This window comes from Traorella massiliensis (assembly GCF_900104665.1).
In the GTDB taxonomy this organism is placed as follows: Bacteria; Bacillota_I; Bacilli_A; order Erysipelotrichales; family Erysipelotrichaceae; genus Traorella; species Traorella massiliensis.
In genome coordinates, this window is record NZ_LT629969.1 from 282,978 (window position 1) to 296,425 (window position 13,448).

The following is a 13,448-nucleotide window of genomic DNA, read 5'->3' on the forward strand; positions in this document are numbered from 1 at the left end:
ATTTCAGACATTATATATCAGTCAGATGTATAAATATATGAAATATTTAGGCCAAACAATGAGAAAGGATTTTATTGTAGCAAGAGGAAAGATATGAAAAAGATTATAAGAAAAGCAGTTGCTTTATTTGTTTCTTTTGCAATAATAGCAACGAATATGGTTAGTGTTAATAATCAAAGCTTAATCCATGCTCAGGATGAACTTGTAAATGTTGCTTTGAATGAGGGTGTTCAGGTATATACTAAACCGAATGTAAATAATGGTAAAAACATCGTTGACGGCGATACTAGATACCAGTATGTAACACAGGGAGCAAGAAATTATATAGACTTATCTTTTAAAGATAGTTCGTTGGATAAAACGATGGAACAGGATGAAAATGGTTATTACTATAATTCTGATGCTTACATTATTGTGGATTTAGGAAAAACATATTCATTAAGTTCATTAAAAGTTTATGATTTTGAGCGTGAGGGTGGATTTGAACGTGATTATATTTATGATATTTATGTTTCAAATGATCCTGATTTTGATATAAATTTCGAATATAATGTAAACTGGCAAAAAGTAGGATCAAAAGAGCCAAATTCAGGAAAATATGTAACGGAATTTGCACTGGAAAACAATATAGCAGCAAGATATATAAAATTAGAAAATTTAAAATGTAAAAATGCTGAAGGTTTTGTAATGGTTGAATTGGAAGCTTATGCAAAGGAAACTACAGACCTTGAAACTATTAAAGGGGAGGCAATTCAACAATTAAATGATTACAAAGCAGATTTAAAGCTGAATGCTGAAGAAACTGAATTAAGAGAAAAAACTATTCAAGCCTATACTGAAAAAATCAACAATGCAAGTACAAAAGAAGAAGTTTATGAGCTTTTAGGAAATGGTCAAAATGAATTAGCTACTCTTCTAGAGTTTGCTGAATATCGAGCATTAAAAATCGATGAAATCAAAAATTATAAAGCTGAAGATGGTATTTTTGCTGATGAGGACAAACAACTTCAATTACAATATTTAGAGAGTGCTACAGCAGAAATTGAAAATGCAAAAGATATTGCGACGGTTGATAGAATTGTGAGTGATTACAAGAGTAAAGTAGATGAATTGGAAGTGTTGATTACATATGAAATTATTCCATCTCCACATGAAATTATTTATCAGAATTCATACACAAAATATCAGTCACTTATTCATGTTGTATCTTCAAAAAATGCGTTAGATGAAGTAACTGTTAACTATATTAAAGAGATTTTTGGTGAAGAAAACGTAACTTTCTCTAATGAAAAAGATCCTAATAGAACCAATTTATTTTTAGCACGTAATGATCTAGATGATGAGGTAAAAGAGAAAATCGTTTCAACATATCCTACGGATATCGATGAATCAGTTTTAGCCAAAAATGAATCTCATATTATTATTGCTGATGATAATGGTATTTCTATTCTAGGAAATGATGATGAAGGCTTATTCCGTGGTTTAACAACGATTAAATTTATCAAAGAACAAATCGAAGCTAATGAAAAAGGATATCGCCATTTTGTAATCAAGGATTATGCTGATATGTCTTTTAGAGGTTTAATAGAAGGATATTATGGAAAACCATGGTCATGGGATGAAAAAGCTGAATTATTAGAATTTGGTTCTGATTTCAAGATGAACAAAATAGTTTTTGCTCCTAAAAATGATCCATATCACACAACAAAATGGAAAGAATTATATCCTGATGAAAGTGTTGATCCAGAAAACAATATTCAAAATATCGAAATTGCCGCTCAAACAGCAAGAAAATATAAAGCGGACTTAGTATGGACGGCTCATTGCTTTGGTTATACTGATCTTGCCAATGCCGGAGAGAATGGAATCAGATATAAAGAGGGAGACGAAAACATTCCAGGATCAGATATTAATTTGCTGAAAGCTAAATTTCAACAGATGTATGATGCAGGTGTACGTACATTTGGTCTGTTGCTAGATGACTGTGACTATGGACCTAGAACATTGAATGATCCATGGCCTAATATTTATAATCCAAACGAACCGTTAGATGAATCAGTTCTTAAGGAAACAACAGCAATCGTAAATATAATGGCTGACTGGTGTAAAGAAAAAGGTGACTGTTACGATTTAATCTTCTGCCCAGCAGGATATGTAACAAGCTGGATGCAAAATGGATTTGGCAATTATTTTAAACAAGCCTATCCATATCAAGAAATTTCTTATTATGATATTAACTTTAGAGATAATGTTCAGATAATAACTACCGGAACGGGTGTATTCAGTGATACAAATCAAAGAGTTGCAGATTTATTTAAAAGTGCCGGAGTAGGGCCTGAAACTGGATATGCAGAAGGGGAAGAAAGAAGATCACCACTTATGTGGACAAATTATCCAACAGTTGATAATGCTAGTGCGTTGGATTTTGGGCCAATCGAAAACTTCAGAACTGATTTAAATCCTGAAGATTTAAGTGGTATGATGTCGAATCCGTTCCAATGGGCACAGTTCAATAAAACTGTTATTCCTATGGTAACTCAATATACCTGGAATCTAAAGGACTATGATGCACAAGAGGTTTACAACAATTCAATGAAGTATATTATGGATACTGAAGACTTAGCTGATGCAATGCTAATTTTCACCAATCATAATAGTACTAGAGGAAGCGAAGGAGAAGGTAGCACAGAACTCAAAGAAGCTATCAGTGCATTTGAAAAGGAAATTACAAAAGAGAATGCAAATGATCTTTTAACTGAAATCAATAAAATTGTAGAAGCATGCAGTACTTTATTAGATGAGAGTCAATATACAAATAAAGGCATGTATGATCAATTATATCCATATGCAAATTCATTAAGAGATTTAGCTGGATCCATTCAAAAATATATGGAAGCATTTGGTGAAGGTGTAAACTACAGAGAAAAATTTACTGATGCTCATCATTTATTTGATCAGCATACTACATATGTGCTCAAAGATATTCCTCAAAAGAATGGAACGGTAAAGGATATGTATACGGTTTGCGGTACTCGCACTTTACAACCTTTCTATGAATGGCTTCAGGAACATGAAGAAGACCTGATTTATGCTATTGATGAAAATGCACAAGAAGAAATACAGGCTAAAAAAGAGTTAGTTTCTTATCTTAATGATCAAATCACAGTTGCTCAGAATGATATTTACTATTATGGATATGCAGAAAAACTTGTTGAAGAATTAGAAAACAAGATTGAAGAAATCAATAATATGACTCTTGAAAATTTACCATCACTGGATGAATTAAAAGGTGAGGTGGAAACGATCGTATCAAATTATGATACTTATAAGCCAAGAGTTAATCCAAACGATTTAATTTCAAATAGCAAGGAGGTTATTTTATCTGCAGGAAATTTAGAAAATGTCAATGGAAATAAAGTAGAAAGTATCCTAGATGGCAAAATAGATACAACTTGTTCTACAGTTATGGGTGAGGAAAATCCAGCATATGTGCAATTAGATTTTGGAAAGGAAGTCTCCTTAGAAAATATCCATGTAATTTGCTATACAGATCCTAAAGGTAAGTACAGATGGTATAAGTATGATGTTTATACAAGTACTGATGGAGAAAAATTTGAATTATTAGTTAACAAAGATGGAGAAGAACTAGAAGAAGGAAATGGTGAATGGTTTGATGCACGTGGAATAAGTGCGAGATATGTTCGAATAGTAGGACAATCAAACTCTGTAAACAAGTATTTCCATGTTGCTGAGGCAGAAGTTTATAAAACAGAAATTGATAAAACAGAATTGATAAATTTAATTAACAGAGCTGAATCATATAATGAAAATCTATATACTTCGAATTCTTGGGACAATCTCGAAAAAGTATTATCACAAGCAATATCCATTGTGAAAGACAGTAATGTTACTCAGTCTGAAGTAGATAAGAGTATAGACGAATTGAATTCTGCAATAGATGGTTTAGTTTATAAAGAAGCTGACTATACAAAAGTAGATGAAATGATAACTAAGGTAAATGCATTAGATAAGAATATGTATAAAGACTTCTCAGGAGTAGAAGAAGCATTGGCTAATGTAGTTTATGATTTGGATATCACGCATCAAACAGAAGTAGATACAATGGCTAAAGCGATTGAGGATGCAATCAATGCTCTTGAGTATAAGGGTGCTGATTACACAGCTTTGAATTCTGCAATATTAAAAGCAACGAACTTAGATAAGAACTTGTATAAAGACTTCTCAGCAGTAGAAAAAGCATTGGAAGCAGTCAACCCTGATTTAGATATCACTCAACAGGAAGAAGTCGATGCCATGGCAAAAGCTATTGAAGATGCCATCCGTGCTCTTGAATACAAAGATGCTGACTATAGTAAGGTCAATGATGCAGTTACAAAAGCTAATGGGCTGAACAAAGATCTTTATAAGGACTTCTCAGCAGTAGAAAAAGCATTGGAAGCAGTCAACCCTGATTTAGATATCACTCAACAGGAAGAGGTAGATGCCATGGCAAAAGCTATTGAAGATGCCATCCGTGCTCTTGAATATAAAGATGCTGATTACAGTGCGGTAGAGAAAGCAAAGGAAAAAGTACCGGCTGATCTAAGTATCTATACAGAAGAATCGGTAAAAGCATTGGATGATGCACTGGCAGGTGTTGTAGAAGGCAAGAATATCACTGAACAGGAAGAAGTGGATGCGATGGCCAAAGCAATTGAAAATGCAATCAATGGACTGGTGAAGAAGGATACAGGAAAGCCTGAGGATCCATCAAAACCAAGCGAACCAACAACACCAACTGATCCTGAAACACCATCAGAACCGGAAGGACCAAATACAAGTGACAATTATCATGTTGCAGTATTTGCAGGACTGATGATTCTGAGTGCAGGAGTACTTGCATTCGTACTTCTCAGAAGAAAAAGAGAAGCAAAATAACATAAAAGAGTTAGTTGAATGACTAACTCTTTACAAGAAAATTTACTGCTATTATACTGATAAAGCATATATATTAAATTTGTTAAAAAAGTTAGAAAGATAAATATTTGATATACAGTTTATCTGTTTCTCACATATCAGATGCTTATCTGAAAACTTTTTAAGCTGCTATTCCACCAACTAGCAGCTTTTTTTTGCGACAATAGCTACAGAAGTATGAATTCTACTTTTAAGTGGTATCAAAGATATTCAATTCATGATATATTTTCCGTGAAGGAGTGATTTGATGAATCAGATCAAAATAGGCAAATTTATTTCTGAACTAAGAAAAAAAGAAGGACTTACTCAAATAGAACTTGGTGAAAAGTTAGGCGTAAGCAATAAAGCTGTCAGTAAATGGGAAAATGGTAAATGTTTACCTGATCCATCTTTATATGAGCCATTATGCTCAATATTACATATTTCTTTAACTGAATTATTTAATGGTGAAAGAATTAAAAAGGAAGAAGTATTAGAAAAATCAGATCAAATATTAAGTGATGTCATGCAACATGCAAAATCAAATAAGATTTTAGATTTTATATCATCTATTTTAATTGTATCAGCTATTCTTTTATTTTTTATGCCAACACTGAAAGAGTTTGATCAGACATTATCTATCATTACGATATCAATAGGACTTTTATTATTAACATTAGGATTATCTTTAAAACTATTTATTTGGCAAAGAATTAATAACAAGAAAATTAAAAATACTGGAATGGGCTTTACAAGTGGTCTTACTTTATTATTTATAGCTTTAAAGCTAACTGGATATATTGACTGGCCTTGGATTTGGGTCATTTCACCTATCTGGATTGTTATATTACTCTTATTAATTTTATTCGCTATTGTCATGATAGGGGGCAGGATCAAGAAGGGAAAATGGTAAGGATATTGCTATTTGAAACACTTATTAAATTATTTATTGTTAGTATGGTTGTTGAGTATTTAAATAATGAGATAATATATGTGTTTGAATGAACAAAAAGTGATTAGGAGATATAAGATAGACTATGAAAAATGTAAGTTTTAGATATGCGAAATAAAATAATGTTCATTTAATTTTGCAATTTATTAAAGAACTGGCTGAATATGAAAAGAAGCTAGATGAAGTAGTAGCCACAGAAACATTGTTAAAAGAATGGATTTTCGAGAAGAAAAAGTCAGAGGTCATTTTTGCTTTAGTGGATGATCATGAAGTAGGTTTTGTTTTATTCTTTCATAATTTTTCTATATTTCTTGGACGTGCAGGAATTTATTTAGAAGATTTATATGTTAAACCAGAGTATCGTGGGGTGGGATATGGCAAAGCTTCTTTAAAAAAACTGGCTAAAATAGCTAAGGAAAGAGGATGTGCTATTGGAGGGTGGTGTTTAGATTGGAATAAATTAAGTATTGATTTTTATCTTTCTTTAGGAGCAGAACCTATGAAGGAATGGACGGTGTATCGCATTGCTGGAGATACACTTGATCATTTGGCTGAATCACGATCACTGATTTTTATATAATGAAAATAAAGGAGCTAACTATATAAAAATCAAGAGAATTAGATGAAAAAGTTTGAAAATATAAAATTTCTAGTTTTGTATGTTAGCTGGAGCTGTTCTTTGAAAAGTGAATAGTGATTTGTACTTTTTGGGCATGATGAAAACAACCTTGATGAAGGGAATTTCTAAAATTTGTTTGAAGTTAATTATTTATCTTAACAAATCAGGATTAAATGGCTGATTCGTAGTGACTAAATGATAGATAACTCTAAGCAGCTTTCTTACACAGTGTCCTTGAGCACAGCGATGTCCCTTGCCTTGAGAGATCTTAAGCTGATAGTATTCCTTGAATACAGGATTGCATCGAATAACTGTCAGTATGATCTGATACAAGGTCTTTCGAAGATACTTTGATCCTTTCTTGGCAATAGCTGTATGCTGTGCAGCAAACTGACTTGATTCGTAATGGTAAGGGGCCACCCCTGCAGCCTTTATGATTTTTCTTGCATTAGAATAGTTGCTTATATCTCCTAATTCCGCTAAAATAGAAGTACCAGAGAAATGAGAAATTCCTGGTATGGAGAGGATAGGAGAGTTTGTCTTGAGCGAGAACTCTTCTATTTTTTTATCTATTTCAGTAATTTGCTCATGGATCAATTCTATTTGATCGACCAGATGTCTGATCTGAATAACGTCTGCTGATGAAGGAATTCCAACAGAGGATTTTGCACGATCCTTAAGCATTTCAGGGGTTAAAGAAATACGTCTTCCTCTGCCTTTGTATTCAAAGCATCGACGAATCCTTCTTATATCAGCATTAGCGATAGCTTCAGCACTGCCAAAAGTTTTAAGCACCGCCATATATACACGGCTATATTTGGAATCAAACAGACTGTTGAATTCAGGGAATACAATATCAATACACCTTTGCAGGCGGTTTGAGTAGACATTGAGCTCTTCCTTCAGATTATGATGATGTCTGGTTAACTGTTTCTGTTCATAAAGATCGAAGCTGTTAACTTTCGTGATACGATACTGCTTTTTACGTTCTGGAGTATCCAGGACATCACAAATAGTCAAAGTGTCGAGCTTATCATTTTTGGTAATACCACCTTGCATTTTACGGGAAAAATCAGTGGTTGTAGGATTGATAAGAGCAACGGAGAAGTTTCTATCCAGAAGAAATCTCAACAAAGCAAAATGATAGTGTCCGGTATCTTCCATACCAATTAAGATAGATTTTTTAGAGTAAGGTTTAAGATTTTGAATAAGCAGATCAAAGCCATGTTTATCATTAGAGAAAGAAGCAGGGTGAACGATAAGTTCTCCGGTATCTTTATCCATGATACAAAAGAAGTGTTTATTCTTTCCAATGTCGATTCCAACTAATTTCATGATATAAAATCCTTTCTTTAAAATACGTGAAAATGGTATCCACAACACTTAAACCACAAAACCTGGTTCAAAATACGAATTCAAAGACTCATCTAACTCATCATTATTTAGGAATAAGGTGTGGTAAGAACCTCCTTAAAGTAGTCAAGCCACAAGGAATAATACAAATCCACATTCACATTATTCAATTTTACAGATTAACAAAACCGTAATCAACCACGGTTTAAAGGGTTGATAGAAAGGAAAAGTATACTGTAAATGACTATTAAATGAGTCATTTATAATATACCAGGAATTATATGGATGAAGGGTCATATTTATTTAAAGAAGATTGAAGAATATGTTTTTTTAGAAAAAAACAAAATGATAGATGATTCAAATAGAAGTGTAAGGAATCAGGATTTTTCAGGAATATTTTTAAAAGGTAATAAATAAATACAAATTTGAATATCAGTAAATTATGACCTCTCAACAGAGGTTACAGTGCTTTAATAAAATCCTCCAAAAGCCTTGAAAATAAAGGATTTATCGCAATGTGTTCGCCTTATCTCTTTATACGGTCACACACAAGTTTACTCTTTCCCTCATTGCTCATAAGGGCAAATGCAAGGGCAAGAAAATCTCATAACAAGAATAAACATAAGTGTGGCAATCGGAGAACTGTGATGTATGTGCGAATATATTATAATGTAGGATTTTTCAATGGACAAGTATATTTACGATGATAAAAATGATCTGTGGTATGAACTGCAAGGAGATTATTATATTCCTTGTCTTATCTTACCAGCCGAAAAAGAACAGCCTATCGGCTTATGGGGACAGCGACACTTGCAGTATTTGAAAGAATACCGCAGGATTACATACCTTAATCTGCTCACAAGCGGCAGGCTGAACGCTTACCTTGCCGACATTGATAAGCAGATGGAGGAGATGTTCTTTCGGTTGGTAGAGCAGATGAAACAGGCACAAGGTATTATGGAACAGTTAAAGGCAGAAAACGCCTTAGAATGGACAGGGCGGCTCAATAACATACGGGCGTGTGCAAGGGAGATTGTGGAGAGGAAGATTATTTTTGCATAAGGCAAAGGCGGCAGGGAGAAATCTCTGCCGCTGTTCTTTTGGGTGGTGGTGCTCACGATTCGTTTCTTGCTATTGTTCGTTTGACCGAGTATAATATATCTACTAATAATGTGGAGGTTTGTTATGTTTGAATATATGACGGTACAGGAAGCTGCAACTAAATGGGATATTTCAGAACGAAGAATACAGACACTATGTTCTGAAAACAGGATTGAGGGTGTTGTACGTTTAAGCAGAGTATGGCTCATACCAAAAGATGCAAAGAAACCGATAGATAGGAGAAAGAAGAACAACGAGAAGTAAAAAAGGATTTTGGGCAGTTGCAACTGCCAGTTGACATATTGAATGGTGCTGATTGGTGGTTAGCAACTTTATCAATCGCTAAAATAAATATAACAATCACATTAACAGGAGGACAAAATTATGATTTTTGCCGATAAACTTATTTTGTTACGAAAAAAAGCAGGCTGGTCACAAGAGGAGTTAGCCGAACAAATGAATGTAACACGACAATCTGTTTCAAAATGGGAGGGAGCACAATCTGTTCCTGACCTTGATAAAATGATACGCCTTTCCGAACTATTCGGAGTAAGTACAGATTATTTACTTAAAGACGAAATTGAGCAAGCAGAGCATATCAACTCGTCCAATGATATGCCGTCATTAAAGCGTGTCTCTATGGAGGAAGCAAATGCTTTTCTCTCTGTAAAATCAAGGACAGCTAAAACAATAGCGTATGCTGCTTTTTTGTGTATCTTATCTCCGATAGCTCTTTTGATATTGGGTGCAATTAGTGAAAGTACGTCAGGCGGCTTGAGCGAAGATATTGCAGGTGGAATTGGAATGATTGCTCTTATTATTTTTGTAGCAATAGCCGCCGTAATGTTTATATCAAGTGGTAGCAAAACCGCTCCCTTTGCATATTTGGAAAAAGAAAAGTTTGAAACCGAGTATGGCGTGAGTGGAATGGTTAAAGAACGCAAAGCAAAATACAAAGATTTGCACACAAAGAATAATATTGCAGGAACTTGTTTGTGTATTACTGCCTTAATTCCGCTTTTTGTTGGAGCAATAATTGACGCTGATAACGACCTATTTCTAATAATTATGCTTTCCTTTTCATTTATCATTGCAGGTATAGGTGTGATTTGCTTCATTAAGACGGGTATTATATGGGCGAGCTATGAAAAGCTTCTGCAAGAGGGAGAATATTCTAAAGAAAATAAGGAAAAACCGTCTATTGCAGTTGCTGTATATACTGCATATTGGGTAATAGCAACAGCAGTATATGTGGGATATAGTCTATCATCAAATAATTGGGGGCAGAGTTGGATAATTTGGGTTGTTGCGGGAGTTATGTTTCCTGCTATCGTTGCAATTACCAACGCCTTTGATAAAAAATCAAAATGAGAATAGAATGGCTATTATGCCCTATCTGTAAAAGTAAAACACGCCTTCAATTACGAGAAGATACCGAATTAAAGAATTTTCCCCTCTACTGCCCTAAATGCAAGCAGGAAACACTTATCAACGCAAAGGATTTACAGATAACCGTTATTCAAAAGCGGGAACACTAATCAAACTATGTAAGCCGCCGCATGGGTAATACCATAGCGGCTGTTTTCGTGCCTATCGGCTGTCTCTGTCAAAGGATTTCTTTCTCTGTCTCGGCGGGTTTCTCTGCTTGCCCTCTGCCTGAAGCTGGCGCAGGCGTTTTAGTACACTCTCCCGTTCAGGCGGCTTTGCCTGCTCTTTTTGAGTGGGTTTCTGTTTTTCCCTGACCTGCCGCTCCCATGCGGCAAGGTCACGGTTGTACTGCTCCACAACAGCCTCCGCCTTGCGGTAGGTTGCCATGAACGCCTGCACATTGGGATAACCGTCCTCTTTCAGAACATCGGGCAGTTTATCCAGCTTTTCAGCGATTGCCTTTTCTGTCCGCTGTATCTGCTCTGTGAGCGCCTTGCGCTCCTTACCTTTGAAAATCCCTTTTGTGTCGGCAAACTGCTGTTTCAGTTTCGGAAGTACCGTATCCTGCAAATGCCGGATTTCTTTCGCCTTATCCTGCGCCTTTATCATCAGCTTTTGCATGGTACGGAACTCTGCCATATCTATTTCAAGGACAGGCTTCGGCGGCATATCGTGTTCACGGATTAGGTTTTGCAGGAAGTCCTTTGCCTTGCTGACGATACTGCGGAACAGATTGGGGAGCCAGCCCTTGTTTTTGATAGACTGGCTCGCCTTTTCGTGTATCTCTGTCCGCTTGACTTCTAAAATCTTTGCTTCAGAGATACCCGATAATAACACCATATCCGCTGTCCTGTTCCATTCCTGTCTTGCGGCATTGTCGGCTTTGATTTCGTCCTCTTTGGGATTGTTCTTGCCGATTTTTTTGGTCGGCAGATAGACGCTGTTTTTATCAAATACCTTTAAGTGCTGCTCAGGATCAGAGATATGGCGGTTGATAAGTTCCGTATACACTTCCTTTATCTCTCGGAGAAAAGGCTCTCCCTTAAAGCGTGTATCTTTGGCAGTAAACAGATGGCTTTCGTATACCTCGCCTTTTTTGATAAGCGCTGGGGGCGTCTTGTGGCCGTTCGCCATGTTGGATATACCACAATAGAACAAACCGGAAAAAAGCAAGCTGTGTGGCTTTGGCAGTGTGACTGCGGAAATACCAAAGAGATTCCTGCTACGCAGGTTAAGCACGGTGGCACGCGAAGCTGTGGTTGCAAGGCTATGGAGCATATCACCGATCTGCGAAAGCAAGACATTACAGGAGAGCGATTTGGCAGACTGACAGCGGTCCGTCCCACTGAGCAACGGGACAACAATGGCAGCGTTATTTGGGAACTGCGATGTGATTGCGGGAATTTGACTTATAAGACAGTAAATGCCCTGAAATCAGGGCGTGTACTCAGCTGCGGCTGTAAATACCGTGAGACCAGGAGCGAAACAGTGAAGCACCGTCGAGATATGGTTGAGGGAACCAATGTCAGCAACATTGTTGTTTCCAAGCACCTTTGTTCAAATAACACTTCCGGACACACCGGTGTTGGCTTGGATAGGAGAACCGGGAAATGGTATGCATATATCAATTTCCAAAAGAAGCATTATAATCTGGGTTTGCATAAGGACAAGAGTGCTGCCATACGTGCTCGCCGTGCAGCTGAAGCAAGGCTTCACGATCCTGTCATACTGGAATACTGGGACAGTCTGACAGAAAAACGAAAGAAAGAATTTCAGGATTATCTGCGTAGCACTAATAAGTAATGCGTATAATGAAAGGTCGTCTGAGCTTAACTGCCCAGGCGACCTCTTTTTTTATGTGTGCCGGGCATGGCATGAATTCAGTTGGAGATAAACCAACCACAGGTATTTACCGCCAAGTGTAGTGAACCACAAGCTGTTGACAGTGATGTCATGGGTGAAGGAAGTGGTGTAGCGATTCTTTCGAGCGTACGAACAGAAACCTGATATAAGGCTAAATGGTGGATAAGGTTGCATAACAAATCGAAGTCCAAAAGGTAAACGTAAAACCAAGACAGTAAATCAGGACGTTGTGAAAGAAACAGGATTCATGAATTACCCCGGGAGGTCTTATGGACGAGGAAGCCTAGTAAACTTTAAAATCAGTGATAGTACCCTCGGTCGAAAAAGGTTTATCATAAGAAGTCAGATGAAGTCATAGTAGGCAGAGATACCGAAGGACTGAAACGTTTATAGAGTGCAAATCACTATAAGCAATGTCTGGACAGTCCGAAAATGAGGATAGCCTGGAACTATGGAGCGTAACCATAGATGGTAAAGGTAGTGGGGATGGTTCCGGATAGATTTACAAATAGAGGAGGAGCAGCAAATGAAATTAATGGAAAAGATTTTAAGTCAGGAGAACTTGAAGATAGCTATCAAAAAGGTCAAGAAGAACAAGGGAGCACCGGGAGTGGACAGAATGACAGTGCAGGAAATCGAAGACTGGTTTGGACAGTATCATAATGAATTAATCACAAAGATCATGAACAAACAGTATCGACCCATGCCTGTCAAGAGAGTCTACATTCCAAAGTCTAATGGAAAACAGAGGCCATTAGGAATTCCAACAGTTGCAGACCGAGTCATTCAGCAGGCAGTGGCACAGGTATTAAGTACAATCTATGAGCCAATATTCAGTGAGCATAGCTTTGGGTTCAGACCAGGAAGAAGTGTACACATGGCCATGGAAGAAGTATTGCATTACCTTAATGAAGGCTATGAATGGATAGTAGACTTGGATATTGAGAAGTTCTTTGATACAGTCAATCATGACAAGTTAATTTCAATCTTAAGAGAACATGTCAATGACGCAACAACGATACATCTCATACGAGCCTATCTGAGAGCCGGAGTGTTAGAGGATGGGCTGATTAAAAGCACAACAGTCGGAGTCCCTCAAGGCGGATTATGTAGATATCGACATAATCCACCTTATGTAGAGTTAGTTATTATGCCGAGTTAAGTTTGAAAAGCATT

Annotated in this window: 12 protein-coding genes; 10 read left to right on the plus strand and 2 right to left on the minus strand. The window is 36.4% G+C overall.

Going from position 1 to position 13,448, the window contains the following annotated elements:
* Positions 1 to 93: 93 nt before the first annotated feature.
* The 3 genes from BQ5367_RS08645 to BQ5367_RS08655 all read left to right on the plus strand — a co-directional run bounded on the left by BQ5367_RS08645 (position 94) and on the right by BQ5367_RS08655 (position 6,488).
* Positions 94 to 4,938 carry a beta-N-acetylglucosaminidase domain-containing protein gene (locus tag BQ5367_RS08645; protein WP_071442128.1) on the plus strand — a complete coding sequence of 1,615 codons (4,845 nt, stop codon included), beginning with the start codon at positions 94 to 96 and terminating at the stop codon, positions 4,936 to 4,938.
* A gap of 286 nt (positions 4,939 to 5,224) precedes the next feature.
* Positions 5,225 to 5,869: a helix-turn-helix domain-containing protein gene (locus tag BQ5367_RS08650; RefSeq protein WP_071442129.1), complete on the plus strand. Its 645-nt coding sequence runs from the start codon at positions 5,225 to 5,227 to the stop codon at positions 5,867 to 5,869.
* Between the two features lie 175 nt (positions 5,870 to 6,044).
* Positions 6,045 to 6,488 (plus strand): GNAT family N-acetyltransferase, encoded by a 444-nt coding sequence (locus BQ5367_RS08655; RefSeq protein WP_235858755.1) that lies wholly within the window; start codon positions 6,045 to 6,047, stop codon positions 6,486 to 6,488.
* 189 nt (positions 6,489 to 6,677) lie between these two features.
* On the opposite strand, the gene BQ5367_RS08660 is transcribed toward BQ5367_RS08655, so the two are convergent.
* Complete coding sequence (locus BQ5367_RS08660; RefSeq protein ID WP_071440703.1) at positions 6,678 to 7,862, minus strand: IS110 family RNA-guided transposase; 1,185 nt, start codon at positions 7,860 to 7,862, stop codon at positions 6,678 to 6,680.
* A gap of 702 nt (positions 7,863 to 8,564) precedes the next feature.
* Between BQ5367_RS08660 and BQ5367_RS08665 the strand changes: the two genes are divergently transcribed.
* The 4 genes from BQ5367_RS08665 to BQ5367_RS13095 all read left to right on the plus strand — a co-directional run bounded on the left by BQ5367_RS08665 (position 8,565) and on the right by BQ5367_RS13095 (position 10,519).
* Positions 8,565 to 8,942: a TnpV protein gene (locus tag BQ5367_RS08665; RefSeq protein WP_071442130.1), complete on the plus strand. Its 378-nt coding sequence runs from the start codon at positions 8,565 to 8,567 to the stop codon at positions 8,940 to 8,942.
* A gap of 123 nt (positions 8,943 to 9,065) precedes the next feature.
* Entirely contained in the window at positions 9,066 to 9,245 is a 180-nt protein-coding gene (locus BQ5367_RS08670; protein ID WP_027969185.1) for a helix-turn-helix domain-containing protein, read from the plus strand.
* Between the two features lie 120 nt (positions 9,246 to 9,365).
* On the plus strand, positions 9,366 to 10,352 hold the full coding sequence (locus BQ5367_RS08675; RefSeq protein ID WP_071442131.1) for a helix-turn-helix domain-containing protein: 987 nt from the start codon (positions 9,366 to 9,368) through the stop codon (positions 10,350 to 10,352).
* Positions 10,349 to 10,519, plus strand: coding sequence for a cysteine-rich KTR domain-containing protein (locus tag BQ5367_RS13095; RefSeq protein ID WP_074022010.1), 171 nt, complete (start codon positions 10,349 to 10,351; stop codon positions 10,517 to 10,519). Before BQ5367_RS08675 ends, BQ5367_RS13095 begins: the two co-directional genes overlap by 4 nt.
* A 52-nt stretch (positions 10,520 to 10,571) precedes the next feature.
* On the opposite strand, the gene BQ5367_RS13830 is transcribed toward BQ5367_RS13095, so the two are convergent.
* On the minus strand, positions 10,572 to 11,687 hold the full coding sequence (locus tag BQ5367_RS13830; RefSeq protein ID WP_235858756.1) for a hypothetical protein: 1,116 nt from the start codon (positions 11,685 to 11,687) through the stop codon (positions 10,572 to 10,574).
* Positions 11,688 to 11,897: 210 nt separating this feature from the next.
* Between BQ5367_RS13830 and BQ5367_RS13390 the strand changes: the two genes are divergently transcribed.
* The 3 genes from BQ5367_RS13390 (at position 11,898) to BQ5367_RS08690 (ending at position 13,434) form a co-directional block, all read left to right on the plus strand.
* Entirely contained in the window at positions 11,898 to 12,212 is a 315-nt protein-coding gene (locus BQ5367_RS13390) for a hypothetical protein (RefSeq protein WP_143052376.1), read from the plus strand.
* An 81-nt stretch (positions 12,213 to 12,293) separates the two neighbouring features.
* Complete coding sequence (locus BQ5367_RS13955; RefSeq protein WP_268874449.1) at positions 12,294 to 12,416, plus strand: hypothetical protein; 123 nt, start codon at positions 12,294 to 12,296, stop codon at positions 12,414 to 12,416.
* Between the two features lie 382 nt (positions 12,417 to 12,798).
* Positions 12,799 to 13,434, plus strand: a complete 636-nt coding sequence (locus BQ5367_RS08690; protein WP_074022011.1) for a reverse transcriptase domain-containing protein — start codon at positions 12,799 to 12,801, stop codon at positions 13,432 to 13,434.
* The last annotated feature ends 14 nt before the right edge of the window (positions 13,435 to 13,448 follow it).

What these genes read in the sequence shown, in the direction of transcription:
- BQ5367_RS08645 (WP_071442128.1), top strand. Translation starts at nt 94, where the DNA reads ATGAAAAAGATTATAAGAAAAGCAGTTGCTTTATTTGTTTCTTTTGCA.
- BQ5367_RS08650 (WP_071442129.1), top strand. Translation starts at nt 5,225, where the DNA reads ATGAATCAGATCAAAATAGGCAAATTTATTTCTGAACTAAGAAAAAAA.
- BQ5367_RS08660 (WP_071440703.1), bottom strand. Translation starts at nt 7,862, where the DNA reads ATGAAATTAGTTGGAATCGACATTGGAAAGAATAAACACTTCTTTTGT.
- BQ5367_RS08665 (WP_071442130.1), top strand. Translation starts at nt 8,565, where the DNA reads ATGGACAAGTATATTTACGATGATAAAAATGATCTGTGGTATGAACTG.
- BQ5367_RS08670 (WP_027969185.1), top strand. Translation starts at nt 9,066, where the DNA reads ATGTTTGAATATATGACGGTACAGGAAGCTGCAACTAAATGGGATATT.
- BQ5367_RS08675 (WP_071442131.1), top strand. Translation starts at nt 9,366, where the DNA reads ATGATTTTTGCCGATAAACTTATTTTGTTACGAAAAAAAGCAGGCTGG.
- BQ5367_RS13095 (WP_074022010.1), top strand. Translation starts at nt 10,349, where the DNA reads ATGAGAATAGAATGGCTATTATGCCCTATCTGTAAAAGTAAAACACGC.
- BQ5367_RS13830 (WP_235858756.1), bottom strand. Translation starts at nt 11,687, where the DNA reads ATGCTCCATAGCCTTGCAACCACAGCTTCGCGTGCCACCGTGCTTAAC.
- BQ5367_RS08690 (WP_074022011.1), top strand. Translation starts at nt 12,799, where the DNA reads ATGAAATTAATGGAAAAGATTTTAAGTCAGGAGAACTTGAAGATAGCT.